This window comes from Microbacterium sp. T3-8, assembly GCF_055398145.1.
Genome location: NZ_AP027918.1, coordinates 732,989 through 757,340, shown reverse-complemented (window position 1 = coordinate 757,340; position 24,352 = coordinate 732,989). Strand labels below are relative to the sequence as shown.

At 71.0% G+C, this 24,352-nt stretch carries 22 protein-coding genes; 16 read left to right on the top strand and 6 right to left on the bottom strand.

Translation table 11 applies throughout. The features are described 5' to 3' along the window. The first annotated feature begins 86 nt into the window (after window positions 1–86). The 7 genes from soxR to ACZ5Y9_RS03630 all read left to right on the top strand — a co-directional run bounded on the left by soxR (window position 87) and on the right by ACZ5Y9_RS03630 (window position 5,961). A complete protein-coding gene (soxR, locus tag ACZ5Y9_RS03660) occupies window positions 87–563 on the top strand; it encodes a redox-sensitive transcriptional activator SoxR (protein WP_247634004.1) in 477 nt (158 codons plus the stop codon). Between the two features lie 146 nt (window positions 564–709). Continuing rightward, window positions 710–1,063, top strand: coding sequence for a carboxymuconolactone decarboxylase family protein (locus ACZ5Y9_RS03655; RefSeq protein ID WP_247623661.1), 354 nt, complete (start codon window positions 710–712; stop codon window positions 1,061–1,063). 10 nt (window positions 1,064–1,073) lie between these two features. Beyond that, window positions 1,074–2,138: a nucleoside hydrolase gene (locus tag ACZ5Y9_RS03650; RefSeq protein ID WP_464472321.1), complete on the top strand. Its 1,065-nt coding sequence runs from the start codon at window positions 1,074–1,076 to the stop codon at window positions 2,136–2,138. Between the two features lie 3 nt (window positions 2,139–2,141). Further along, window positions 2,142–3,458: an acyl-CoA dehydrogenase family protein gene (locus ACZ5Y9_RS03645; protein WP_464472320.1), complete on the top strand. Its 1,317-nt coding sequence runs from the start codon at window positions 2,142–2,144 to the stop codon at window positions 3,456–3,458. Beyond that, window positions 3,455–4,720: an LLM class flavin-dependent oxidoreductase gene (locus ACZ5Y9_RS03640; RefSeq protein ID WP_464472319.1), complete on the top strand. Its 1,266-nt coding sequence runs from the start codon at window positions 3,455–3,457 to the stop codon at window positions 4,718–4,720. The genes ACZ5Y9_RS03645 and ACZ5Y9_RS03640 overlap by 4 nt, the downstream gene beginning before the upstream one ends. After that, window positions 4,720–5,421, top strand: coding sequence for a hypothetical protein (locus ACZ5Y9_RS03635; protein WP_464472318.1), 702 nt, complete (start codon window positions 4,720–4,722; stop codon window positions 5,419–5,421). The genes ACZ5Y9_RS03640 and ACZ5Y9_RS03635 overlap by 1 nt, the downstream gene beginning before the upstream one ends. 348 nt (window positions 5,422–5,769) lie before the next feature. Further along, on the top strand, window positions 5,770–5,961 hold the full coding sequence (locus ACZ5Y9_RS03630) for a hypothetical protein (protein ID WP_247623666.1): 192 nt from the start codon (window positions 5,770–5,772) through the stop codon (window positions 5,959–5,961). Between the two features lie 138 nt (window positions 5,962–6,099). On the opposite strand, the gene ACZ5Y9_RS03625 is transcribed toward ACZ5Y9_RS03630, so the two are convergent. Both ACZ5Y9_RS03625 and ACZ5Y9_RS03620 read right to left on the bottom strand, forming a co-directional pair. Beyond that, window positions 6,100–7,353: an LLM class flavin-dependent oxidoreductase gene (locus ACZ5Y9_RS03625; protein WP_464472317.1), complete on the bottom strand. Its 1,254-nt coding sequence runs from the start codon at window positions 7,351–7,353 to the stop codon at window positions 6,100–6,102. Then, window positions 7,350–9,401: an acyl-CoA dehydrogenase family protein gene (locus tag ACZ5Y9_RS03620; RefSeq protein WP_464472316.1), complete on the bottom strand. Its 2,052-nt coding sequence runs from the start codon at window positions 9,399–9,401 to the stop codon at window positions 7,350–7,352. Before ACZ5Y9_RS03620 ends, ACZ5Y9_RS03625 begins: the two co-directional genes overlap by 4 nt. 119 nt (window positions 9,402–9,520) lie before the next feature. Here ACZ5Y9_RS03620 and ACZ5Y9_RS03615 point away from each other — a divergent pair, with 119 nt between their 5' ends. Then, complete coding sequence (locus tag ACZ5Y9_RS03615; RefSeq protein WP_464472315.1) at window positions 9,521–9,928, top strand: hypothetical protein; 408 nt, start codon at window positions 9,521–9,523, stop codon at window positions 9,926–9,928. 129 nt (window positions 9,929–10,057) lie between these two features. Then, entirely contained in the window at window positions 10,058–10,708 is a 651-nt protein-coding gene (locus ACZ5Y9_RS03610) for a nucleoside/nucleotide kinase family protein (RefSeq protein WP_464472314.1), read from the top strand. A gap of 100 nt (window positions 10,709–10,808) precedes the next feature. Here the strand turns inward: ACZ5Y9_RS03610 and ACZ5Y9_RS03605 are convergent, their stop codons facing one another. Beyond that, on the bottom strand, window positions 10,809–12,017 hold the full coding sequence (locus ACZ5Y9_RS03605) for an acyl-CoA dehydrogenase family protein (RefSeq protein ID WP_464472313.1): 1,209 nt from the start codon (window positions 12,015–12,017) through the stop codon (window positions 10,809–10,811). Further along, window positions 12,014–13,396, bottom strand: coding sequence for an O-acetylhomoserine aminocarboxypropyltransferase/cysteine synthase family protein (locus ACZ5Y9_RS03600; RefSeq protein WP_464472312.1), 1,383 nt, complete (start codon window positions 13,394–13,396; stop codon window positions 12,014–12,016). Before ACZ5Y9_RS03600 ends, ACZ5Y9_RS03605 begins: the two co-directional genes overlap by 4 nt. Window positions 13,397–13,496: 100 nt before the next feature. Here ACZ5Y9_RS03600 and ACZ5Y9_RS03595 point away from each other — a divergent pair, with 100 nt between their 5' ends. The 7 genes from ACZ5Y9_RS03595 to ACZ5Y9_RS03565 all read left to right on the top strand — a co-directional run bounded on the left by ACZ5Y9_RS03595 (window position 13,497) and on the right by ACZ5Y9_RS03565 (window position 21,580). Beyond that, window positions 13,497–14,306 (top strand): Rossmann-fold NAD(P)-binding domain-containing protein, encoded by an 810-nt coding sequence (locus ACZ5Y9_RS03595; RefSeq protein WP_464472311.1) that lies wholly within the window; start codon window positions 13,497–13,499, stop codon window positions 14,304–14,306. Then, the gene (locus ACZ5Y9_RS03590) at window positions 14,303–15,562 is read left to right on the top strand and encodes an adenosylhomocysteinase (protein WP_464472310.1); all 1,260 of its coding nucleotides are present in this window, start codon (window positions 14,303–14,305) and stop codon (window positions 15,560–15,562) included. The genes ACZ5Y9_RS03595 and ACZ5Y9_RS03590 overlap by 4 nt, the downstream gene beginning before the upstream one ends. A gap of 33 nt (window positions 15,563–15,595) precedes the next feature. Then, window positions 15,596–16,930: an amidohydrolase family protein gene (locus ACZ5Y9_RS03585; protein ID WP_464472309.1), complete on the top strand. Its 1,335-nt coding sequence runs from the start codon at window positions 15,596–15,598 to the stop codon at window positions 16,928–16,930. Continuing rightward, entirely contained in the window at window positions 16,927–18,294 is a 1,368-nt protein-coding gene (locus ACZ5Y9_RS03580) for an NtaA/DmoA family FMN-dependent monooxygenase (protein WP_464472308.1), read from the top strand. The genes ACZ5Y9_RS03585 and ACZ5Y9_RS03580 overlap by 4 nt, the downstream gene beginning before the upstream one ends. Before the next feature lie 267 nt (window positions 18,295–18,561). After that, window positions 18,562–19,809 carry an extracellular solute-binding protein gene (locus ACZ5Y9_RS03575; RefSeq protein WP_464472307.1) on the top strand — a complete coding sequence of 416 codons (1,248 nt, stop codon included), beginning with the start codon at window positions 18,562–18,564 and terminating at the stop codon, window positions 19,807–19,809. Then, a complete protein-coding gene (locus tag ACZ5Y9_RS03570) occupies window positions 19,809–20,756 on the top strand; it encodes a carbohydrate ABC transporter permease (protein WP_247623678.1) in 948 nt (315 codons plus the stop codon). Before ACZ5Y9_RS03575 ends, ACZ5Y9_RS03570 begins: the two co-directional genes overlap by 1 nt. Beyond that, window positions 20,753–21,580, top strand: a complete 828-nt coding sequence (locus ACZ5Y9_RS03565; protein ID WP_247623679.1) for a carbohydrate ABC transporter permease — start codon at window positions 20,753–20,755, stop codon at window positions 21,578–21,580. The genes ACZ5Y9_RS03570 and ACZ5Y9_RS03565 overlap by 4 nt, the downstream gene beginning before the upstream one ends. 208 nt (window positions 21,581–21,788) lie before the next feature. Here ACZ5Y9_RS03565 and ACZ5Y9_RS03560 read toward each other — a convergent pair whose 3' ends face one another. Then, window positions 21,789–22,742 carry an ATP-grasp domain-containing protein gene (locus ACZ5Y9_RS03560; RefSeq protein ID WP_464472306.1) on the bottom strand — a complete coding sequence of 318 codons (954 nt, stop codon included), beginning with the start codon at window positions 22,740–22,742 and terminating at the stop codon, window positions 21,789–21,791. Window positions 22,743–22,805: 63 nt separating this feature from the next. Next, entirely contained in the window at window positions 22,806–24,308 is a 1,503-nt protein-coding gene (locus ACZ5Y9_RS03555; RefSeq protein WP_247633112.1) for a SulP family inorganic anion transporter, read from the bottom strand. Window positions 24,309–24,352 lie beyond the last annotated feature (44 nt).

Here is a 24,352-nt window from a genome sequence, read left to right as displayed (position 1 = left end):
TTCCACGCTAAAACCTCAAGTACACTTTAGGTCAAATCCGCGGGCCAGGATCCGCGGGCATGAGCCACAGTATTCCGGAGGCAGGGATGACCTCGCACGCCGATGCCGCGCACACCGCCGAGGACGCCCTCTCGATCGGCGAGATGACGCGACGCACGGGGGTCGCGGCATCCGCTCTGCACTTCTACGAGTCGATCGGCCTCATCGCCTCGTTCCGCACGCCCGGCAACCAGCGCCGCTACCCGCGGCACATGATCCGGCGGGTGTCGCTCATTGCGGTGGCGAAGCGCCTCGGCATCCCGCTCGCCGACGTGCAGACGGCGTTCGCCGACGTGCCGCTCACCGAGACCCCGAGCCACGACGACTGGCAGCGCGCCTCGCGCCGCTGGAAGCGCGCGCTCGAGAAGCGTCGAGAGGGCATCGAGCGCCTCGAACGCGAACTGACCGGATGCATCGGCTGCGGATGCCTGTCGATGAAGGCGTGCGGTCTGCTGAACCCCGACGACGCACTCGGCAGTCTCGGGGCGGGCCCCCGCCGACTCAGCGACGAGGACGAGGTCTGACCGCTCGCTCCGGATGACCTCGTGTTGCACTCCGAGGTGCGGGGCGGATGCCGCAGGTCTTAGCGTCGCGGTAGACCCTCCTTCCTCGGTGGCGCCGTCGCGCCCGGCGGCGGGAGCACCCGACGCACACCAGCAGAGAGCAGAGCATGAGCGCCTACTTCGACAGCGAAGCCGACAAGACCTACACGAAGGTCTACAAGGAACACACCCCCGACATCCTCGCGGCGTTCGCGGCCTTCGACAGCGCCGTGTTCGCTCCCGACGAGTCGCGGGCGATCCCGCTGAAGTACCGCGAGCTGATCGCGCTGGCCGTGGGCATCACCACGCAGTGCGTGTACTGCATCGACGCGCACTCGCAGAAGGCCGTCGCGGCCGGTGCCGACGAGGCCGAACTGGCCGAGGCCGCCTGGGTCGCGACCGCCATCCGCGCCGGTGGTGGCTTCGCGCACGGACGCCTGGCGTTCAAGCTCGCCGAGCCCGCGCACCAGCACCAGCACTGAGAGCAGGATCATGCCCGACTTCGCCCCCGAGAAGCAGTGGATCGTCGTCGACACCGACACCGGCATCGACGACGCCCACTCCCTGCTCTACCTGCTCGCCCAGCCCGACGTCGAGATCGTCGGTATCACGACGATCTACGGGAACTGCGCGGTCGAGGACTCGGCCCGCAACGTCGCGTACGTGCTCGACGTGGCGGACGCCCCGCGCATCCCGATCTACCTGGGCGCGAGCGGTCCCCTCGACGGCGACCCGTCGATCGCCTGGTTCGTGCACGGACACGACGGCCTCGGCGACCGCGGCTTCGAGCGCCCCGAGCCCACACTCGAGGCGGAGTCCGCGGCCGACTACCTCGTGCGCATCGCCAACGAGCACCCGGGTCAGGTCGACCTGCACCCGCTCGGACCGCTCACGAACATCGCGCTGGCGCTCGAGAAGGACCCGGAGCTGTTCCTGAAGTTCCGCTCGGTCGTCATCATGGGCGGCGCGGGCCCGTACCCGGCGCCCGGAACCCCGACCGTGACCGATGCGAACACGAACAACGACCGCGCGGCGGCCGAGGCCGTGTTCGGCGCCGTGAACAGCGGCAACGTGATCATGGTGGGCGTCAACGTGACCTCGCAGGCGCTGCTCGAGGAGGACGTCACGGCGCTGCTGCTCGGCTCCGATCTGCCGGCGGCGCACTTCGCGGGCACGATCCTCGATGCGTACAACGACTTCTACCAGTACAAGTGGGGGCGCCGGATCTCGGCCGCCCACGACGGACTGTCGTCGGTGATCCTGCATCGCCCCGAGATCGTGACGGGCTGGATCGAGGGCCCGGTCGACTTCACCCCGGCCGCGGGTTCGCTCGCGACTCGGGTCGCTCTCACGAGCGACGGTCTGCCGCTGGTGTGGGGCACGCCCGAGGGCGCCTCGACGCGGGCGGTGACCTCGTTCGATCTGACCGAGTTCCGCCGCCGCTTCGTGCACGCGCTCGCCTACGGCCGCACGCGTCCGGCGCTCGACCCGGCCGGTCGCACGGCCCCCGCGGGCTGGCCGAACTCCGGCCCGTCGGGCGCGGGCGGGACGGACTGACGGATGCCGGAGGATCTGCTCGCGTTCACCTCGGTCGCAGACGTCGGGGTCGCCCTGGCGAACGTCGCCGAGATCGATGAGGTCATCGGCCGCATCGCCGCCGAGTCGCCAGCGCGCGACCACGACCGCGACCCGGAGCGGGGACTCCGCGCCGACGTGCGCGAGCTCGCCCGCCTCGGGCTGACGGCAGCGCGCCTGCCAGTCGCCGCCGGGGGCGCGGGGCTCACGTACCCGCAGCTCGTCGACCTGCAGATCCTCCTGGCACGTGCCGACGCGAACGTCACGCAGAGCCTGCGCACGCACTTCACCACCAGCGACCGCGCCGCCCGCGCCATCGCCCGCGGTGAGACGGATGCCGCGACCGCCGAGATCGCGGCCGGCCTGCTCTTCGCCGGCGCGACCACCGAGGGCGCCGGAGAGATCGGCACGGTGGGCACGACGCTGCGCACGGATGCCGACGGCATCCTGCGTCTGAACGGCCGCAAGGCCTATGCGACCGGCACGGGCTACGCCGACCGGATCTCGGTGCTCGCTTCCGACGAGGACGGCCGCCACCTGGTCGCGATCGTGGCTGCGGATGCCGAGGGCGTCGTGCTGCACGACGACTGGGACGGCGTGGGCCAGCGGCTCACCACCTCGGGCACGGTCGAGTTCACCGACGTGGTCGTCGACCCGGAGCGCGTGCGCGTGGGCGAGGGCTCGCGCACCGACCGGCTCGGCAACCTCGACGCCGTGCTGCAGCTCACGCATCTCGCGACGCTGGCCGGGATCGCGCTGCGCACCCGCGACGACGCGATCGCCTGGCTGCGCTCGCGCACCCGCAACTTCAGCCACGCCTCGACCGCCGTGCCCGCCGACGACCCGCAGCTGCAGGAGCGCATCGGCACTCTCGACGGTCTCGCGCAGGCCGTGGTGGCGTCGGTGCGCACGGCGGCCGCGCTGCTCGGAGCCGACCTGGATCGCCCCCTCGCCGAGCAGACCGGTGACGGGCACCTCGCCGTCACGCGCGCGCAGATCACGGTGCCGGCACTCGTGCAGCAGGCCGCGCAGAGCGTCTTCGATCTGGGCGGCGGATCGCTCGTCGACGGCCGCCTCGCCCTCGATCGGCACTGGCGCAATGCCCGCACGCTCAGCAACCACAACCCCGTGCACCTCAAGGCCCGGGCGCTCGGCGAGCGCGCGCTGGTCGGCAGCGACCTCCCCGAGATCTGGTACGTCGGCACGGGTCGGCTCGGGGCATCCGCTCCGGCATCCGCCACCGCATCCACGACAGCATCCGCGACCGCGTCCACGCCCGCTGAGAAGGAGCCCGCCCGATGACCCGCCCCCTCGTGATCGGCGCGAACGTCTACGACTACGGCACGGATGCCGGCGCCTGGCGCGCGCCGGGCGAAGACCCGTTGCGCGTGTTCGGTGCCGACTTCTGGCGCGACGCGGCCCGCACGGCCGAGGACGCCGGCATCCACGCGATCTTCCTCGCCGACACCCCGGGACTCGCATCGAACCCGGCGATCCGTCCGAGCCGGCTCCTCGAGCCCCTCGCCGCGCTGGCCACGGTCGCCGCCGAGACCGAGCACCTCGGAATCATCTCGACCGTCTCGTCGAGCACGAACGACCCGGTCGAACTCGCCCGCCGTCTGCTCAGCGTCAGCGCGTTCAGCGGCTCACGGTTCGGGTGGAACGTCGTCACGGGGGTCACCGGTCCCGCCGTCACCGACTTCGGCTACACCTCCGACCCCGGACGCGAGGAGCGCTACGCCCGCGCCGAGGAGTTCGTCGATGCCTACACCGCGTTCCTCGCCGCCGTGCAGGGCGACACCGACTACGTGCACGAGGGCGAGTACTTCGGCAACAGCATCCGTCGTGCCGATCTGGGCGTCGACCCCGCGATCCGGGCTCTGCTGCCCGACGTCGCACCGCTCGTGGTGCAGGCCGGCGGCTCGCCGCGCGGGCGTCAGCTCGCCGCCGCGAGCGCCGAGGCCGTGTTCGCGGCCGAGACCGTGAAGGAGACGGCGGCCGAGAACCGCCTCGACCTGCGCCGCCGGTCGGCGGAGCTCGGGCGGCCCGCGCCGCTCGTACTGCCCGGCATCCACCTCGTCGTCGGTTCGACCGAGGAGGAGGCCGAGCGCCGCTTCCAGACGATCCACGAGCGCAGCCCCAACGGCTACGTGCTCAAGCGATTCACCGCGATGTTCGGCATCGACGGCTCGCGGCTCGACCTCGACGCCCCGGCCGAGGGCGAGATCCAGCGCCTGTCGGGCGACCCCTCGGCCGCACCCATCGGGTTCCGCAAGGCGATCGCCGCCTACGGCGCGGCCGGCAACCTCACCGTGCGCGAGCTGCTGCGGTACTTCGCAGGGTTCGGGCACCAGCTCTTCGTCGGCTCGCCCGAACGGCTCGTCGACATCATGACCGACTGGGTGGATGCCGGGGCCGCCGACGGCTTCAACCTGCTGTTCGACACCAACCCGTGGGGCCTGCGCGAGTTCGCCGAGCACGTGACGCCCGTGCTGCGCAAGCGCGGGCTGCTCGCCTCGCACGGCGATCGGCCGTTCACCCGCTGGATGAGAGAGGCCCGCTGATGACCCGTCTGCTGCGCGTCGACGACGCCACCCTCGCCGCCTTCGCCGTGCGCTCGGGCTCCGGACGTGCGGCGCGCGCCGCACTCGGCGCCGAACTGGATGCCGCGGCCGACGTGCTGCTGCTCGGCGACCTCACCGGCCCCGGGCCCGACCGCACCGCCGCCGCGGGGGCGCTGCTCGCGATCACGCGGCGGGTCGTCGTGGTGCCGATCATCGGTGAGCGGCAGCATCCGATCAACCTGGGTCGGAACATCTCGACCCTGTCGAACCTGCACGGGCGGCGGATCGGACTCGCCGGGACGTCGGCATCCGTGCTGGCGCTGATCTCGCGGCTGTTCGAGTCGTGGCCGCTCGATGCGATGGTCGGCGATTCCGAGGCCGGGGTGTACGTCGACGATTCACGGATCGTGCGGATCTCGGATCTCGCGTTCCCGTCGATCGGCGGGCCGCTGACGGTGCCGGTGGATGTGTCGGACAAACCCGTGACGGTGCTGCTGTCGGCTTCTGCCGAGGTGGGGCCGGGGGTCGATGTGGTGCTCGACGCGGCCGCGCTGCCGGTGTGGGGAACGGTGCCGGTGATCGGTGACGAGGGCGATGAGGACATCGTCGGGGCGCGTACGGCCTTCGGCCTCGGTGCGTCTGCGGCGATCGCGGTCGGCGCTCCGGCCTTCGCCGGGTCGGGTCGGCTCGACCAGGTCTGAGGTTTCGGGGCGGGACGCTTCGACAGGCTCAGCGACCCAGCTTCTTCACACGACTGGGTCCCTGAGGGCGCTGGGTTCCTGAGCTTGTCGAAGGGCCCCACCCCACAGCACCCGCCCCGCTTCGGAGGAGATCACACGCTCCGCAGGATCAGAACAGCGGATGCCTCCTGCACAAGGCGAGATCTCCTCCCCTCGCGCGTGCGCGAGCCCCTCTCGCACCGCGTGGGGCGGAGTTCTCCGTGATGGGCGGAGGGATCGGGGGAAGATCTCCGCCCGACGGCGAGATCTCCGCCGGCACCGTTCGGGTGCGGAGCGCCACTCCTCTCTGCTCGCCGATACGCTCGGAGCATGACGCGTTTCGGCAGGTACCGCGGGATCCGGGTGGAGATCGTGCCGGCGCCGCGTGGCGACGTGTCGCTCTTCACCGACGAACCGCGAGCCACCGAAGAGGGATTCGTGCCGTACGGGTTCGAGCGACCCGAGATCCAGCAGTGGGTCAAGAACGTCGCCCCCGATGATCCGGAGCTTCGGCGGGACTGACCGCGTGAGCCTTCGACGGGCTCAGCGGCCCCGTTCCGTCACCGACCGGAGGAGATCACACCTTCCGCAGGATCAGCACAGTGGATGCCTCCTGCTCAGCACGAGATCTCCTCCCGCCGCGCGGCACGAACCGCCCGCCTAGGGCCGGCGGAAGCGCTCCAGCACCCCGCCCTGGCCGTACTCGCGACGGAAGATCCCGCGGCGCTGCAGCTCGGGCACGACCTGGTCGACGAAGTCCTCCAACCCGGACGGGAACAGGTCGAGCATGATGTTGAAGCCGTCGGCCGACCCCGCCCGGAACCACTCCTCCATCGTGTCGGCGATCTGCTCGGGCGTCCCGGCGAGGAACCGCTGCCCGTACCCGCCGAAGTCGCGCAGCAGGCGGCGGATCGTCGGCTGCTCCGACCGGATCCGCTCGATGAGCACCCGGCGGTACGCCGCCGACCATCCGGCATCCTGCGCCTCGGCATCCGCCAGCACCTTCTCGGGCACCTGCGCGTCGAGGTCGAGCCCCGAGAAGTCGGCGCCGAGCGCCTTCGACAGCTCGTTGAGGCTGTAGGTCGCGGGGGCGAGGTGCTCCCAGTGGTCGAAGCGGTCCCAGGCCTCCTGCTCGGTGCTGCCGATCACGACCGCGAGCCCCGGGAAGACCCGCACGTCGTCGGCCGAGCGACCGGCCTCGACGGCGTAGGAGCGGATCTTCTGACGGTGCTCCGCCGCGGATGCCGGGTCGTGGTCGACCGAGTACACCCCGTCGGCGACGAGCCCGGCGAGACGCCAGCCCGGCTCAGACCCGCCGGCCTGCACGATGGCAGGCCGCTCGGGCACGAGGGCGTCCATCTCGAGCCCGGCATGCACCGAGAACGAGCCGTCGTGATCCACGATGTCGGAAGTGCCCGCGGTCTCCCACAGGCGCTTGATGACGGTCACGAACTCCTCGGCGCGGGCGTACCGCACGGCACGCTCGGGCACCTCGGTGATGCCGAAGTTGCGCACGGCCTCGACGTCCCAGCTGGTGACGGCGTTCCACGCGAAGCGCCCCTGCGTCGCGGTGTGCAGCGCCCACAGGCGGCGCGCGAGTTCGACCGGCTCGTTGAGGGTGGTGGATGCCGTCGCCACGAAGCCCAGGTGCTCGGTGGCCGCGGCCATCGCCGGCACGAGAACGCCCGGATCGAGGTACTGCACCGGACGGCTGCGCGGGTCGGTGATCGCCGGGCGGTCGGCGAGGAAGATCGCGTCGACGAGACCGCGCTCGGCGATACGGGCCACGTTCTGCCAGTGCGCGAGGTCGACGATCGCGTCAGGGCGGATGTCGGGGGCGCGCCAGGCGGCGGGTCGCTGCCCGACGCCGAGCACGTTGATGTTGACCGTGAGAAGGCGGTTCTCGTCGCTCATGATGCCTCCGTCTCGCTGCCGCGCTCGAAGCGGGCGGATGCTCCGGGGAGTTCGTACAGGGCGGGCGCGGGCAACCGCAGCCGGGCGCGCAGGGTCTGGGGAGCGGCATCCGACGCGGCATCCGACCCGGCATCCGCGATCTGCGGCAGCGCACCGGCGATCGCGAGCAGTCCGTCGATGTCATCCACCGCATGGCCGGTCGCGAGCGGGTGGCCGGCGGCATCCGCGTAGGGCAGCACCCAGGCGTCGTCGCGCACGAGCAGGTCGACGTAGCGGTGCACGTCGTCGAACCTGCGCGACGACACGAACACCGGCAGGTGCTGCGGGCTGCTCGGCACGTTGAGCGGGCCCGCCGTCGGGAAGGCGCCGTCGGCGTTGATGCGACGGATGCTCTCGGTCTGCGCGAAGTGGTGGGCACCGGCATCCGCGGCGATGCTCTCCCGCGGCCAGGTGCGCAGCAGCTGCTGCACGACGCGGATGCGGTCGCGCTGCTCCTCGGTCTCGGTGTCGCCGTCGTCGAGCACCCAGGCGGTGCGTCCGCCCGACAGCTGCTCGAGCGAGGCGATGCGCCGGGCGAGGTTGTACGGGTGACCGGTGAGAGACAGATCGCCGGTGCCGACGGCGAACCACGCCGTGGGCAGGCGGTGCAGCAGGGTCGCGATCGCGACGGCTGCGTCGAAGTGCGCGCCCGGGCGCTCGTCGAACTGGAAGAGCACGGGCTCGCGACCGCCGAACGCCGCGGCCACCGCATCGAGCGAGCGCGGGTCGGCGGCGAGGCGGGCGGCGAGCGCGGCATCGAGCCGCACGACGGTCAGAGGACGGATGCCGTCGGCGATCGACTGCGCGACGGCGGCCTCGCGCTCGGCGGGATCGGCGATGCGATCGATCGCGTAGATCTCGCGGTCGGCGATCGCACGCAGGCGGTGCAGCACGGGGTTGTGCGTCGACAGGGTCTGGGCGTTGCGCCAGAACCGGTCGAGACGCAGGGAGCTGCGCAGGTTCTGCGCTTCGGCGACGTCGTCCAGGAGGGCGGGCAGGGTCATGAGCTTGTCGGCCGCCTCGATGACCTGTGGCACGATCGTGGCCTGCGCCTGGAAGACGGCGTTGACCGCGTCGTCGGCGAGGGTCTCGGCATCCGCATCTCCGGCGATGATCGCCCGGTGCGCGATCTCGCTCAGCCGACCGATCTCGCCGAGCGAGGCGCGGGCCGAGGCGACGAGCGCGCTGATGCGGCCGTAGCCCTCGAGCACGAGGATCGGCGATCCGCCGTGCGCGCGGTCGATCTGGTCGATGAGATCGGATGCCGCGGCGCGAGCACCCTCGCCGATGCCCACGAGCACCGCGAGCAGGATCATCTGCTGCCAGCCCGGGGTGCCGAGGTGCTGCGTCTGCCACGGGGCGACGTCGTCGGGATCGACCGGAGCTCCGTCGAGCACGGTCGTTCCGCTGGCGGTGGCGCGCTGGCCGAAGCCGGTCCAGTCGTCGAGGAGCGTGACGCCCTCGGCATCCACCGGCAGCGCCGCGATCACGAGGTCGCCCGCATCGTCGACCGCGCTGTACTCGAGCCAGTCGGCGTAACGGCTGCCCGTGGAGTAGAACTTGCGTCCGGTGAGACGCGGGACGCCGGTCTCGGTCGAGAGGCGGGTGGTGAAGACGCTCGGGCCGGAGCCGTCGGCCTCGGTCCAGCCGCCGCCGATGATCGAACCCGCGGCGACGCGGGAGATCCAGCGGTCGCGCAGCGGGCCGGCGGGCGACTTCACGTGACGCTCGGTCGCGAGCACGTGGGTGCGCCAGGCCTGGGCGAGGTTGGAATCGGCCGCCGCGATCGCGAGCAGGGCGTCGAGCAGGTCGAGCACATCGCCGCCCAGACCACCCTCGGCCACGGGCACGCGGATGCGGCCGAAGCCGGCGGCGGCGAGACGGGTGAAGAAGCTCTGCGGGAGCTCGGGGGCATCGGCGATGCTCGCCTGGCGGATCTCGTCGAGGAGCGCCGGGATTCCGGGGGTTCTCCGCGCCCAATCCAGGGAGCCGAACGGACGGGAGGTCATGGCTTCAGCGTATCCAGCACCGGGGAGCGGGGGCGTCCCTGTTAACGCGCATGACGTTCGCGACGGATGCCGTTCGATACAGTCGGAGCATCCCGCCGCTTTCTTCTCCGAGGAGCACCATGCCCGCCTCCGCTCTGCCGTCCGACCGCGCCACCGGGCTGGTGCGCGACCTCGCCGACCTGATCGCCGAGGTCACCGAGACGGGCGCCGCGCAGACCGCAGCGCGCACCCGCCGTCAGCAGCACGGCAACACCGAGCGCGCGGCCGACGACCCCCAGTTCCTGCGGGTTCTCGCCGATTCCGCCGCCCGCTCGGCCGTGGCTTCCGCCGCCGCGGAGTCGGTGCTGCGTCGTGCCGACGAGGGCACGGCATCCGTCGCCGATGTCGAGCTCGTGGCCGCGGGTCTCGTGCCCCTCGCCGGCGATGCCGTTCGGGCGCTGTTCGAGACGCTCGGCGCCTCGGCCACCCTGTCGGAGCACGGCCTCCACCACTTCTGGACCCGCCTGCACGACCTCGAGACCCGGTAGCTACACCGGTCCCTGAGCGAGCGAAGCGACGAGACGAAGGGCGCCCAGGAACCGAGAAAGGGCGCTCAGGAGTCTGTCAGAGAAGTCGTGGCAGGTTGGTGCGGTCCGCGCGACCCGGGGAGCCTGGCGATGAAAGATCACCGTTCGACGTTCTTGCGTGAGTTGGCGGATGCCGTGCCGCTGCCCTCACCGACCGGACCGAGCATCCTCGTCGGGATCGACGGCGTCGACGGCGCCGGCAAGACCGTGCTCGCAGATCAGCTCGCTGACGCGCTGCGTGATCGCACCCGTGTGGAGCGCATCTCGATCGACGGCTTCCATCGGGTCCGGGCGGAGCGCTACCGCCACGGACGGCACTCGGCCGAAGGATTCTGGCGCGACTCCTACGACTACGCCGCGTTCCACCGAGAGGTCGTTCGGCCCTTCCGCACCGACGAGGGAACCTTCCTCCGCGCTACTCACGACGTCGACACCGACGACCTGCTCGATGGACCGCGCGAGGCGGTGGTGGCGGGGTCGCTCGTGATCGTCGACGGGATCTTCCTGCATCGCACCGAGCTGCGCGATGCGTGGGACTTCACGATCTTCCTCGACGTTCCGTTCCGCGAGTCCGCTCGCCGCATGGCGACGCGCGATGGCCTCCCGGCAGACCCCGCCGCCCCCGAGAACGCACGCTATGTCGGCGGCCAACGGATCTATCTCGAGCAGTGCGACCCGCGCGGTGCCGCAGATCTGGTCGTCGACTACGCCGACCTGTCTCGTCCGAGCATCCGCCGCTGATCCCGACGACGCGTCGCGTGGCGGCCCTTCGTCTCGTCGCTCCGCGGTTCCTGAGCGAGCGCAGCGAGACGAAGGGCCTCGCTCAGGGACCGGAGAAAGGTCAGGTGTAGAGGGACAGGGGCTGACGGATGCCGAGGAGGAAGTCGGCGCCGACCTCGAGCTTCTTGTAGTCGATGGGATCGTGCAGCGAGTGCGTGCGGATGTTGCGCCAGTGCGCGTCGAGGCCGATCTTCGAGGCGGTGGAACTCGACCCGGTGGCCTCGAACACCCGGTGGGCGACGTCGGTCGCCGTCTCGCTCGAGACGACCTTGAGCTGCGCGACGCGGATCGCGATGTCGCCGCGGGCCTGCTCGTCGACCTCGTCCCCGCGCGCGACGACCGCGTCGTACTCCTCGTTCACGCGATCGGCGAGCGCCTCGACCGCGGCGACCTGCGCGACGAGCTCGCCGTAGAGGCGCTGCACGAAGGGGTCGTCGCGGTACCGCTCGGCGCCGCTGAGGAACCACGCGTTCGGCCGCGCGTTGGTGAGTTCGCGCGCCTGGTCGAGCGCGCCCTGCGCGATGCCGAGGTACAGGTTGCCGAAGAGCAGCTGCACAGCGGGCGTGAGCAGCGCCTGGAACCACTCGTCGGTGCCGAAGCCGAGCAGGTGCTCGCGGCCGACCGGAGCATCCGTGAACCGCACCGAGTTGCTGGCCGACAGGCGCTGACCGAGGAAGTCCCAGTCGTCCTGCACCTCGACACCCGGATGCCCCGCCGGCAGCACGAGGAAAGCGAATCGCCCCTCGTCCGGACCCGAATCGACCACCGCGTTCACGAGGATCACATCGCCCACCGACGATCCCGTCGAGAAGCGCTTGACCCCCGCCAGCCGGAACCCGTCTCCGTCGGGGGTGAGTGACAGCGTCGGGTCCACCGGGTTCACCGAGTCTCCCCAGAGCCACGTGCCCTCGATCGACCGGCGGTACCAGTCGTCGCGTTCGTCGGCACTCGCGACCAGGGCGATCGTGGCCGAGTTGGCGTAGTGGTAGCCCAACAACTGCGCGATGCCGGCATCCACCCGGGCGATCTCGCGCACCGCGAGGAATGCCGATGACCAGTGGCCTCCCCCGCCGCCCAGCGATGCGGGGTCGAGCAGGGTCGTGAGTCCCGAGCGCTGCAGCAGCGCAGACTCGGCGCGCGGCACGGCGCCGGCGCGTTCGCGGGCGAGCACGTCGACCGCGAGCTCCGCGGCCACGGCCTGCGCGACGGAGCGCCAGTGCGCGTTCTCCTCGCGGGTCGCGACCCCGGTCCACTGGCTGCGGGCGGTCACGGTGCGACCTCTGCGGCATCCGGATCGCCGGGAAGGTGCGCGCTCACCGCGGCGAGCGCCGAATCGAGGTCGGCGATCAGATCGGCGACCGTCTCGATGCCGACCGACAGCCGCACGAGCCCCTCGTCGATGCCGAGCTGGGCCCGCAGTTCGGGCGTGAACGAGAGGTGGGTGGTGGTCGCCGGGTGCAGCACCATCGAGCGCACGTCGCCGATGTTGGTCATGCGGCTGAACACCCGCAGGCTGTCGATGAAGATCTCGGCGCCTGCCCGCCCGCCGCGCACGGTGACGGCGAACACCGATCCGCTGCGGCCGTCGAGCGTGCGCTGGGCGATCTCGTGCTGCGGATGCCCCGGGAGACCGGCGTAGTCGACGTACTCGACCGCAGGGTGCTGGGCGAGGAACTCGGCGATCGCGCGGGAGTTCGACACGTGCCGCTCCATGCGCAGCGACAGGGTCTCGATGCCCTGCTGCAGCAGGAACGCGTGGAACGGCGAGAGCGCCGGACCGAGGTCGTTCACGATGCCGCCGCGCACGAAGTACTCGTAGGCGCGGGGGCCGTACGTCTCGAGGGCGCTCGGCACGCCGGGCGCCGGCGAGTCGGTGATGCCGGGGTAGTCGCGCGGGCTGCCGGCCCAGTCGAAGGTGCCGCCGTCGACGACGATGCCCGAGATCGCGGCACCGTGGCCGGTGAGGAACTTGGTGCCCGAGTGCACGACGATGTGCGCGCCCAGTTCGAGCGGGCGCACGAGGTAGGGCGTGCCGATCGTGTTGTCGACGATGAGCGGGATGCCGTGGCGCTCGGCGATGCGGGCGACCGCCGCGATGTCGACCACGTCGTTCTTGGGGTTCGGGATCGTCTCGGTGAAGATCGCCTTGGTGTCGGGGCCGATCGCAGCTTCCCACTCGGCCTCGTCGGTCGGGTCCTGCACGTAGTCGACGCCGACGCCGAAGCGGGCGAACGAGCGACCGAAGAGGATGCGCGTGCCGCTGTAGATGCTCGCGGTCGAGACGAACCGGTCGCCGTTGCCGACGATCGACAGGATCGCGGCGCTGATCGCCGCCTGCCCGGACGACACCACGATGGCCCCGACGCCGCCCTCGAGTGCGGCGATGCGACGCTCGGCGACCTCGTTCGTGGGGTTGAGGTTGCGCGAGTAGATCTGCCCGTCCTCACCTCCGAAGCGGCGCGTGCTCTCGTCGAACGAGTCGAAGCGGAACGCCGCGCTCAGGTAGATCGGCGCGATGCGCGACCCGTGGGCGGGTTCGTCGAACTCCCCCGCGTGGATCTGGCGGGTGTCGAAGCCGAAGCCCGTCCAGTCGTACACCGGTTCGAGCACTTCGTGCGGGACGGATTCGGGACGGATGCCTTCGCTCATTGCCCCGACGCTAGACAACGCGCGCCCGCGGCGCTCGCCCGCGCGTCATGAGAGGTCACAGACCGGCGGCGCGTGACGGCGAACGGATAGCGTCGCGACCGTGACCGATGCCCCCTCCCGCACCCCGTCGACGGATGCCGTGACGCCCCCGGGATTCCGGTGGGCGGCGGCCGCGGCATCCGCTCTCCCGGCGCCTTTCGCTGAGCCGGGCGATGCGCCCGCCGCCGTGTCGTGGCGGTTCGCGGCGTTGCCGGAGCAGGTGGCGGATGCCGCGCGCGCGGCGTTCGGCGTGACGATCACCGCCGCCGACTCGGCGCCGGACCCGCGCGAACTCCCTGCTTTCGCGGCGATCTTCGCGCACGCGCGCGCCGAGCAGATCGTGCGCGCGCTGGCCCGCCGCACGAACCTCGTGCTGCCCGCGGCATCCACTCTCGTGATCGGCGACGGCCCCGTCGCCGATCGTCTCGCCGCGACGCTCACGATCGGGGGCAGCCGGGTGATCCGCGGGATCGCCGATCCGGTCGCGCGCCTCCGCGCGCACCTCGCCGGTGCCCGCACGGTCGACGAGCCGTGGCCCGTGGCCGACCTCGTGCTGACGACCGGCGAGGGACACTCCCCCGTCGACCCGGCATCCGTGACCGGGGTGCTGATCGACGCGTCCGTGGATGCGAACGGCCTGGTGCCGTCGGCAGGCGACACGGTTCGCCCGTTCGTCACCCGTGTCGGAGAAGGCACCTGGGTCGTCGAGGCCCCGGGGGTGTTCGAGACGCTGGGGCAGTCGAGCCTCCTCGCCGACGCGCTCGTCGCCCTGTCGATCCTCACGGCCCGGGCCGAGAATGGGGGACGCTTCGACGAGCTCAGCGACCCAGCACTGGCCGACGCCCACCTCGCCCGTCTGGTGCTCGCATGACCGGCCGCATCGCCGACCCGGCCCTCTGGCGCGAGGGCACCGAACGCATCGCCTGGGCACGGCAGTTCATGCCCGCGACGACGGCTCTCGCGGCCGAGCTGCGCGAGAGCGGGCGGGTGCGCGGCATCCGCATCGCCGTCTCCGACGTGCTCGAACCGAAGACCGCGACCGTCGCACTGCTGCTCGCCGAGGCCGGTGCCGACGTCGCCGTCTCGTGCGTCGGGCGCGACACCGACGACGCGGTGGCCGCGGCGCTCGTGCACGCCGGCATCCCGACCTACGCACACCGCGGGGCGACCGATGCCGAGGACCGCGACAACGTCCTCGCCCTACTCGACCACCACCCCGAGGTGATCGTCGACGACGGTGCCGCGACCATCCGTCTCGCGCACACCGAGCGCCCCGGCATCCTGGGGTCGATGGCCGGCGCGACCGAGCAGACGACGAGCGGCGTGCGCCCGCTGCGCACGATGGAGCGCGAGGGAGCCCTGCGCATCCCGATCGTCGCCGCGAACGACGCCCGCACCAAGTCGCTGTTCGACAACGCGCACGGCACCGGCCAGTCGGTGGTGCTGGCGGTCGCCGATCTGCTCGACCAGTCGTGGGCGGGCAGCGACGTAGTCGTCGTCGGCTTCGGACGCGTCGGCAGCGGCGTCGCCCGCCACGCCGCCGCCCTCGGCGCGCGCGTCACCGTCTCCGAGGTCGATCCGGTGGCCGCTCTGCAGGCGGCGTTCGCCGGGTACGCCGTCGAGCCGTTGGCGGATGCCGCGGCGCACGCCGATGTGCTCATCTCGACGACCGGCATCGCGCACACCGTCGCGGTCGAGCACCTCGACCGGCTGCCCGAGGGCGCCGCGGTCGCGGTCGGCGGCGGGGCGTTCCAGGAGATCTCGCTGCTCGCGGCCCTCGACGCCGGCGCCGTCGAGACGTCGCGGCGCGGCGCGGTGTCGGTGCTGCGGCTCGCGAACGGGCGCAGCATCCGCGTGCTCGACGACGGCCACTGCATCAACGTGAGCGCCGCCGAGGGCAATCCGATCCAGGTCATGGACCTGTCGTTCGGAGTGCAGCTCTCGGCCGTCGACTACCTGATCGCGGGCCGCGGCACCCTCACGCCCGCGGTGCACATTCTGCCCCGCAGCGCCGACGATCGCGTGGCGGCGCTGGCGCTCGGCGCCTTCGGCGGCGGACTGGATGCCGTCTCGTCCGCGCAGAGCGACTACCTGACATCCTGGCGCCCCCGCGACGTCACCCCCTGAACCCGACCCGACCCGCACACCCGAGAGACGACCATGAGCGACATCACCCTCCACCGCGCGCGCACCGTGCTGCCCGTCGCCGCGCCCCCGATCGCCGATGGCGCGGTCGCCGTGCGCGACGGACGCATCGTCGCGGTCGGCGCGCACGACGCACTCACCGCCGAGCTCGGCGACGCGATCGGCGAGCGCCGCGAATGGGACGGCGCCCTCACGCCCGGACTCGTCAACGCCCACACGCACCTGCAGTACACCGACATGGCAGCGGTGGGCCGGGGGCAGTACCCGAGCTTCGAGACCTGGGCGCTCGCGTTCGAGAAGGGCTACCGCGTCGAGCACGACTGGGCGGCGTCGGCCGCCGAGGGCGTGCGCCTGTCGATCGAGTCGGGCACGACCGCCGTCGCCGAGATCGTCACCGACCCCGAGGCGGGGCGCGCGGTGCACGACGCCGGGCTGCACGGCGTCGTGTTCTGGGAGGTGTTCGGCTGGAAGCGCGCGGCCTGGCAGCACGACGGCCCCGAGCGCGTGCTCGCCCAGCTCGACGCGCTCCCCTCCCCTCCCGCGACCGGCCTCTCACCGCATGCGATCTACTCGCTCGACACCGATGTGTTCCGCGAACTGCAGCGGCTCGCCGAGGCGCACGGCGTGCGTCTGCACATCCACGCCGCCGAGTCGGCATCCGAAGACGAGTTCGCCCGGTTCGGCACCGGACCCCTCGCCGAGCGCTGGCGCGGCCTCGGGCACTCCGACATGCAGCTGCTCTCGGGTAACGGATCGGGCAACGGCGTCGTGCACTACCTCGACACGGTCGGCGTGCTCACGCCGCACTCGCACCTCGCGCACGGCATCTACGTCGACGCCGCCGACCGCGCCCTGTTGCGCGAACGCGGGGTGTCGGTCGCGCTGTGTCCGCGCTCGAACGCCGTCATCGGACTGGATGCCCCGCCCATCGCCGCGTACCTGACCGAGGGCAATCCGATCGGGGTGGGCACCGACTCGCTGTCGTCGTCGCCCTCGCTGCGGGTGCTCGACGACGTCGCCGAATTGCACCGGCTCGCCCGCGCCCAGGGGTACTCGGCCGACGACCTGCACGCCCGGCTGCTGCACGCGGCGACGGCCGGCGGTGCCCGCGCCCTCGGGCTCGCCGACGGGCCCGCACCGGCGGGCACCCTGATCGACGGCGCCCGGGCCGACCTCGCGGTGTTCGCGACGGCATCCGCCGACCCGCGCGATGCGCTCGCCGAGATCGTCGAGAGCGCGCCTGAGGCGCTCGGCACGGTGGTCGACGGACGGATGCTGTGGGAGGCGGGTTCCGCGGGGCGGGGCCCTTCGACGGGCTCAGGGAGCGCGTTCGAGGGAGCCCGCGCATGACCGACACGAAGCCCCTCTTCTTCGGCCTGTACGAGCAGGCGTGCGTCGGCAACGGGTCCGGGGCCGTGAGCCTGTGGACCCACCCCGATGACCGGCGCCTCGGCGCACTCGACCTGCGCTACTGGATCGACCTCGCCCGTCGCGCCGAAGAGGCCGAGTTCGACCTGTTCTTCTTCGGTGACGTGCTGGGCATGTACGACACGCTCGGCGGCGGCCCCGCCACCGCGCTCGAGTGGGGCGTCGAGCTGCCCGCGCACGACCCGCTCCTGCACATCCCCGCTCTCGCAGCGGTCACCGAGCGCATCGCGTTCGGGGCGACGGTGTCGACGACGTACGAGCATCCGTTCGCCCACGCCCGCCGCTTCAGCACGCTCGACCACCTCACCGCCGGGCGCATCGCCTGGAACATCGTCACCTCGTACCTGCCGGGAGCAGCCGCGAACTTCGGCCTCGACGTGCTCGCGCACGACAGTCGCTACGACCGGGCAGACGAGTTCCTCGAGGTCGTCTACGACCTGTGGGAGCGCAGCTGGGACGACGACGCCTACGTCGGCAGTCGCGAGCTGCGGCGCTTCGCCGACCCGTCGAAGGTGCACCGCGTCGATCACGAGGGCGCGCACTTCCGCGTCGCCGGTCCGCACGTCAGCCCGCCGTCGCCGCAGCGCACGCCCTACCTGATCCAGGCCGGTTGGTCGCCGCGCGGGCGCGAGTTCGCCGCCCGGCACGCCGAGCTGATCTTCGTCGGCGACTCCGACCCGCAGGCCATTCGGGAGGGGCTCGCCGGCATCCGCGCCCGCGCCGCCGAGCTGGGCCGCGACCCCGAGCAGATCCGCGCCGTCGTCGGGATGAACCCGGTGCTCGCGCCCACCCGCATCGAGGTGCAGCAGAAGCTCGACGCCTATCAGTCGCACTACAACGCCGACGCCCAGCTCGCCGCGTACGCCGGCTGGAGCGGGATCGACTTCGCCGCCTACGCCGACGACGAGCCCATCGTGAAGCAGTCGACGAACCACACGCAGACGAAGGAGACGCGGTCGGATGCTCCGCCCCTCACCGCGGGCGACGTGCGACGCCGCTTCGCCTCGGTGACCGCCTTCGCCGACGACCGGTTCATCGGCACTCCCGACGAGGTCGCCGCGAACGTCGAGGAGTTCGTCGAGGCGTCGGGGGTCGACGGGTTCCTGCTGCACCAGTACCTGTCGCCGGGGTCGCTCGACGACTTCTCGACGCTGCTCGCGCCCCGACTGCGCGAGCGGGGGCTGTTCGGCGGACGCCCCTCGGAAGGAACGCTGCGCTCGCGCCTGCGCACCGACGGCGCGGACCGGCTCGGCGCCGACCACCCCGCGGGGGCTCGGCGGCGCTGAGGGGGGTTTCGCGGGGTGGGGCCCTTCGACAAGCTCAGGGACCCAGTCTCAAGAACGGGGTCGCTGAGCCTGTCGAAGCGTCCCGAAACCGCCCCTGCGTAACGCGCAGATTTCGCGGGAATGACGATCTGCGTCACATCATTTCGCCGTGTTTCCGAACCCGTGACCGCATGCCCCCACGTCCGAGAGACTCATGCCACGGGCATCCGCCCGACCTTCTCCCGACGATCGGTCACAGCCCGGTCGAGCTAAGGATCCCGCACCCTCATGAGCACCTCTCGCACGCGCGCCACCCGGGTCGCGCTGTCGGCCGCCGCCGGAGTCGCCTCCGTCGCCCTCCTCGCCGGTTGCACCGGTTCGTCCGCCCCGTCGAGCTCCTCCGGTGACGCCGATGACTTCGAGGGCGTCGAGCTGACGTCGTGGAGCAGCATCGACTTCGACCCGTACCAGACGCTGCAGAAGGAGTACTTCGAGAAGTGCGCCGCCGACCTCGGCATCACGATCGACGCCCAAACCCTCTCGGGCGACTACACGACCAGCCTGCTGCAGGCGGCGAGCTCGAAGTCGCTGCCCGACATCGCGCTCGTCAACACCGACACCCAGCTGCCGACGCTCGCAGCGCAAGGCGTGCTCTCCGACCTCGACACCCTCGGCCTCACGACCGAGGGTCTCGCCGAGCCGGTCGCCGCCCTCGGCGAATACGAGGACACGCTCTACGGTCTGCCCACGCAGGTCGAGGACTACTCGGTGTTCTACAACAAGGCGTACTTCGAGGAGGCGGGCATCACCGAGCTGCCCACCACCTTCGACGAACTCATCGCCGCCGCCAAGGCGACCACCACCGCCGACCACTACGGCATCGCGCTGCCCGGCATCGCGGGCGACGGCTCGACGTCGTCGTACTTCCTGCCGTTCCTGCTGAGCGCGGGCGGCGACCCGGCCGACCTCACCAGCGACGGCGCGGTCGCGGCGGTCGACCTCTACAAGACCCTCGTCGACGACGGCAGCCTCTCGAAGGAGTTCGTGAACTGGGGCTGGGACGGCATCGACCAGTGGAAGTCCGGCAAGGCCGCGATCACGGTCTCGGGCCCCTGGAACCTCGTCGACACGAGCCTCGACTTCGAGTACGGCACGTTCTCGGTGCCGGCCGCGACCAGCGCCGACGAGAGCAGCGTCGGACTCCTCGGCTACGCCTACACCGTGCCGGTGCAGGGCGACGAGAAGCGCGAGAAGGCGGCGGCCGCTCTGATCGAGTGCCGCGCCTCGGAGGAGAACCAGGTCGACACCGCGGTGCAGGGCGGGTACGTCCCGGCGCTGACGTCGGCCCATGAAGCCTTCGTCGCCGAGGTCCCGGCCGCCGAGGCCTTCGTCACCCCCGTCGCGAACGCCTTCAACCCGGCGACGCTCGGAACCGAGTGGAGCGCCCTGCAGGCGAAGTACGTCGACGCGCTGCAGAACGCGACCGTCAACGGCGTGAGCGCCGAGGAAGCGCTGAGCAAGGCCGACCAGGGTTGATGACAGCCGCTGCCACAGCGCCGAAGCGGCCGGGGACTCGTGTCTTCGGCCGCTTCGGCCTGACCCTGGTGCGGCGACGGAACCTCGAGCTGTGGGCCTTCCTCGTGCCCGCGATCCTGTTCTTCGCCGCGTTCTTCCTGTTCCCCCTCGGGTACGGCGTGTTCATGAGCACGACCGACTTCACGACCGGCACCTTCATCACCGGCGAGGCGCCGTTCGTCGGGTTCCAGAACTTCATCGACATCTTCCGCGCGGATGCCACCGGTATCGCGATCGTGAACACCCTCACCATCACGGTCGTCGCCGTGATCTCCGAACTCGTGATCGGCCTCGCGCTCGCGCTGCTGTTCACGCGGCGCTTCCCGGGCAGCCGCTGGTTGCCCGCTCTCATCCTCATCCCCTGGCTGCTGCCGGCCGTCGTCGTCGCGACGATCTGGAAGTCGCTGCTCGCGGGAGACGGGGCGATCAACGACATCCTCGGATTCCTCGGCCTGCCCGGCAACGCCTGGCTCGCCGATCCCGCCACCGCCCTCGCCGCCGTGATCATCGTGACCGTGTGGGCGAGCCTGCCGTACTGGTCGACGATCCTCGCCGCGGCCCTCAAGCAGGTGCCGGTCGAGCACCTCGAAGCGGCATCCCTCGACGGGGCCGGGGCGTTCAAGCGCCTGTGGCACATCATCATCCCCAGCATCTGGCCCGTGATCTCGGTGCTCGTCGTCATGAGCGTCGTCTTCAACCTGCTGATCGTCGACCTCGTGCTCGCGCTCACCCAGGGCGGCCCCGCCAACAGCACCATGACCCTCGGCGTGCTCTCGTACCGTTCGGCGTTCAGCCTGTTCGAGTTCGGGCACGCGGGCGCCTACGGCATGCTGCTGCTCGTCATCAGCCTCGGCTTCGCCGCCGTCTACACGTGGCTGTCCGCCCGACAGGAGCGTGCCGAGCGATGAGCACCCGCACTCCCCGCCGCAGCCGCGGCTGGTTCTGGACCGTGCTCACGGTCTCGATCCTCATCGTCTACCTGTTCCCCATCTACTGGATGATCTCGGCATCCCTCCAGCCCGATGCCAACTCCACCGACACCGCGTGGTTCCCGACCGCCCCGGCCCTCGACGGGTACGTGACGGCGTTCGAGGACGGCGGCCTCGACGGCCTGCGCGTCAGCCTGATCACCGCGATCGGATCGGTGCTGCTCACCCTCGTCGTCGCGGTGCCCGCTGCCTACTCGCTCAGCCGGCTGCGGTCGCGGGCGGTGAGCCTGGGACTCGTCATCCTGTTGCTCGCGCAGATGATCCCGAGCATCGTGCTCGCGAACTCGTTCTACGCGATGTTCAACACGTGGGGCGCGCTGAACAGCTACATCGGGTTGATCCTCGCGAATGCGACGGCCGGCATCCCGTTCGCGATCATCCTGCTGCGCTCGTTCATGCTGCGCCTCGACACCGAGGTCATCGAGGCCTCCACCCTCGACGGACTCGGACCGGTCGGGTCGCTGTGGCGTGTGGTCGTGCCGCTGTCGCGCAACGCGATCATCACGGCCGGGGTGTTCACGTTCCTCTTCGCCTGGGGTGATCTGCTGTTCGGCCTCACCCTCGTCACGAAGACCGACATGTATCCCGTGACCGTGTTCATCTACGCGCTCGCGAACTCGAACATGAACACGTGGGCGGCGACGATGGGGGCATCCCTCATCGCCAGCCTCCCGGCGCTCGTGCTGGTTCTCGCCGCTCAGCGGTACGTCAAGGAGGGCGTCATCGCCGGCAGCGGGCGGTAGCGCTTCGGCGGCAAGCGGCACTAACTCAGGAAGAATGCCCCCGAATCCGCGGAATCGGGGGCATTCTGGCGACTTCGAGGCGTTTTGTCCTGAGTTAGGTACGGAGTTCCCGGTGCACAACTCCGGAAGAAAGCCCCCGGAACGCTGGTTCCGGGGGCTTTCGCAGGCTTGAGGGCCCGATTCTCAAGAGTTATGAACGCGCGAGGCGTCAGACCCCGACCGGTGCGGCATCGCGGGCGAGCAGTCCGCCGAGGAAACTCGCGATCGTGCGCGGGCCCGAGACGGCGGCGGTGGCCTCGACGTCGGGGTTGTAGTTCGTGTTCGTGTTCACGTCGTAGGTGACGAAGCGGCCGTCGACGGTCTCGATGAACTCGATGCCCGCGACCGTGATGCCGGCGTCCTTCAAGAATGCGAGGTACTGCTGCACGAGCGGATGCTGCGCCGTGATCTCCTCGCGGATGCGGAACAGCGGCTCGGGCTCGACGCCGTCGGCGCCGGGCAGCGCGCACGCCTCGGCCGGGCACAGCTCGAAGCTGCCCGCGCTGGTGTCGACGCGCACGGCGTAGACGAACTCCCCACCGGCGAACTCGACCCGGGTGACGAACGGGGCGGCGGCGAAGAGGTTCTCCTGCAGCAGCGTGATGCCGTCGGGCGAGGCCTCGAAGTCGGGGCCGTCGACCCAGGCGTCGAATTCGTCGTGGCTGTCGTGGCGGCGCACGCCGAGACCCTTGCCGCCCTGGTTGTGCTTGCTGATGAAGGGGGCGGTGAACTCGCGGGCGCGCTCCTTGAGCGCGGCGGTGCCGAAGACGGCGATGGTGCGCGGCACCTCGATGCCGGCACGCTGCAGTGCGGCGTGCTGGGCGGCCTTGCTGACCTCGAGCTCGAGCACGGGGCTGCCGTTCACGACGGTGCGACCGGATGCTTCGAGCCACCGCAGCACGGCACGGCCGAACTCCTTCGAGTCGCCGTGGTCGCGCGTGTGGGCCGAGGCGCTCAGCCGCGACCAGAACACGCCCGCGGGCGGTTCGGCGTTGAGGTCGATCGACCCGTCGGTGAGCAGCCATTCCTGCGCGGGCACGCCTTCGGCCTCGAAGGCCGCGGCGAACGGCGGGAACCATTCGGCGTTCTCGTGGATCACGTACACGCGGGGCTCTGCAGTCATACCCTCACGCTAAATCACCCCGGAGCCCCGAGGGTCGGTCGCCGTGATGCAGCGTAATGCGCGCTACCCCTCGCCGCCGAGCTGCCCCGTCAGTCGCCCGTGGAACGCACCGCTCGCCTCGTTCAGCCCGACGAGTTCGACGGACGTGCCGTGCCGGGCGTACTTCGTCTCGATCGCGTCGAGCGCGGCGACGGTCGAGGCATCCCACACGTGCGATCGAGACAGGTCGATGACCACCCGTGCGGGGTCGGCGGCGTACTCGAACATCGTCGTGAGGTCGTTGCTCGACGCGAAGAACAGGGCTCCGTCGACCACGTAGGTCGCGACCTCGCCGTCGTCCGAGACGGTGCGGGTGACCGAGACGACGTGCGCCACCCGGCGCACGAACAGGACGGATGCCGTGATCACTCCCGCCACGACCCCGACCGCGAGGTTGTGGGTGAGCACAACGGCGACGACGGTGACGATCATGACGAACGTCTCGCTCTTCGGCATCCGCTTGAGGGTCGACGGACGGATGCTGTGCCAGTCGAACGCACTGATCGAGATCATGATCATGACGGCGACGAGTGCGGCCATCGGGATCGTCGAGACGAAGTCGCCGAACACGACCACGAGCAGGAAGAGGAAGACGCCGGCGAAGAACGTCGAGATGCGGGTGCGGGCGCCGGAGCGCACGTTGATCATGGTCTGGCCGATGACGGCGCATCCGCCCATGCCGCCGAAGATGCCCGACAGCATGTTCGCCGCGCCCTGCGCCCAGGCCTCGCGGGTCTTGCGGGAGTGGGTGTCGGTGATCTCGTCGACGAGCTTCGCGGTCATCAGCGACTCCATAAGCCCGACGAGTGCGACGCCGAGCGCGTACGGCGCGATGATCGTGAACGTCTCCCACGTGAACGGCACGTTCGGGATGAAGAGTTCGGGCAGGCTGCGCGGCAGGGCGCCCTGGTCGCCCACGGTGGGCACGTTGATCGCGAACACCAGCACGACGGCGGTCACGATGACCACCGACACGAGGGGCGCCGGCACCAGCTTGGTGATCTTGGGCATGAAGATCATGACGAGGATGCCGAGCGCGACGAGCGGATACACCAACCACGGCACCCCGATGAGCTGCGGCACCTGGGCGCTGAACACGAAGATCGCGAGCGCGTTCACGAACCCGGTCATGACGCTGCGGGGGATGAAGCGCATGAGCTTCGCGACGCCGAGCACGGCCATCAGCACCTGGAAGACGCCGGCGAGGATGACGGTGGCGATGAAGTAGTCCATGCCGTACGTCGGGGCGACGGGCGCGATCACCAGGGCGACGGCGCCGGTCGCGGCGGTGATCATGGCGGGGCGTCCGCCGAGGAACGAGATCGCGATCGCCATGATGAACGACGAGAACAGGCCGACGGCCGGGTCGACGCCGGCGATCACCGAGAACGAGATCGCCTCGGGGATCAGTGCGAGACCGACGACGAGACCGGCAAGCACCTCGCGCGTCAGCAAACGAGGGCTCTTCAGCGCGGTGAGCACGGAGGGATTCGCGCGATAGCGCGCGCGGTCGTCGACGGAGGTCACGGATGCTCCAGAGGGGGGGTGATGGGCCCGATGGGGCCGATCCA

Coding starts and splice junctions, on each gene's coding strand:
- ACZ5Y9_RS03570 (WP_247623678.1), top strand. CDS start 19,809: ATGACAGCCGCTGCCACAGCGCCGAAGCGGCCGGGGACTCGTGTCTTC.
- ACZ5Y9_RS03575 (WP_464472307.1), top strand. CDS start 18,562: ATGAGCACCTCTCGCACGCGCGCCACCCGGGTCGCGCTGTCGGCCGCC.
- ACZ5Y9_RS03600 (WP_464472312.1), bottom strand. CDS start 13,396: ATGAGCGAAGGCATCCGTCCCGAATCCGTCCCGCACGAAGTGCTCGAA.
- ACZ5Y9_RS03565 (WP_247623679.1), top strand. CDS start 20,753: ATGAGCACCCGCACTCCCCGCCGCAGCCGCGGCTGGTTCTGGACCGTG.
- ACZ5Y9_RS03620 (WP_464472316.1), bottom strand. CDS start 9,401: ATGACCTCCCGTCCGTTCGGCTCCCTGGATTGGGCGCGGAGAACCCCC.
- ACZ5Y9_RS03630 (WP_247623666.1), top strand. CDS start 5,770: ATGACGCGTTTCGGCAGGTACCGCGGGATCCGGGTGGAGATCGTGCCG.
- ACZ5Y9_RS03635 (WP_464472318.1), top strand. CDS start 4,720: ATGACCCGTCTGCTGCGCGTCGACGACGCCACCCTCGCCGCCTTCGCC.
- ACZ5Y9_RS03645 (WP_464472320.1), top strand. CDS start 2,142: ATGCCGGAGGATCTGCTCGCGTTCACCTCGGTCGCAGACGTCGGGGTC.
- ACZ5Y9_RS03590 (WP_464472310.1), top strand. CDS start 14,303: ATGACCGGCCGCATCGCCGACCCGGCCCTCTGGCGCGAGGGCACCGAA.
- ACZ5Y9_RS03560 (WP_464472306.1), bottom strand. CDS start 22,742: ATGACTGCAGAGCCCCGCGTGTACGTGATCCACGAGAACGCCGAATGG.
- ACZ5Y9_RS03650 (WP_464472321.1), top strand. CDS start 1,074: ATGCCCGACTTCGCCCCCGAGAAGCAGTGGATCGTCGTCGACACCGAC.
- ACZ5Y9_RS03640 (WP_464472319.1), top strand. CDS start 3,455: ATGACCCGCCCCCTCGTGATCGGCGCGAACGTCTACGACTACGGCACG.
- ACZ5Y9_RS03585 (WP_464472309.1), top strand. CDS start 15,596: ATGAGCGACATCACCCTCCACCGCGCGCGCACCGTGCTGCCCGTCGCC.
- ACZ5Y9_RS03610 (WP_464472314.1), top strand. CDS start 10,058: ATGAAAGATCACCGTTCGACGTTCTTGCGTGAGTTGGCGGATGCCGTG.
- ACZ5Y9_RS03615 (WP_464472315.1), top strand. CDS start 9,521: ATGCCCGCCTCCGCTCTGCCGTCCGACCGCGCCACCGGGCTGGTGCGC.
- soxR (WP_247634004.1), top strand. CDS start 87: ATGACCTCGCACGCCGATGCCGCGCACACCGCCGAGGACGCCCTCTCG.
- ACZ5Y9_RS03580 (WP_464472308.1), top strand. CDS start 16,927: ATGACCGACACGAAGCCCCTCTTCTTCGGCCTGTACGAGCAGGCGTGC.
- ACZ5Y9_RS03625 (WP_464472317.1), bottom strand. CDS start 7,353: ATGAGCGACGAGAACCGCCTTCTCACGGTCAACATCAACGTGCTCGGC.
- ACZ5Y9_RS03655 (WP_247623661.1), top strand. CDS start 710: ATGAGCGCCTACTTCGACAGCGAAGCCGACAAGACCTACACGAAGGTC.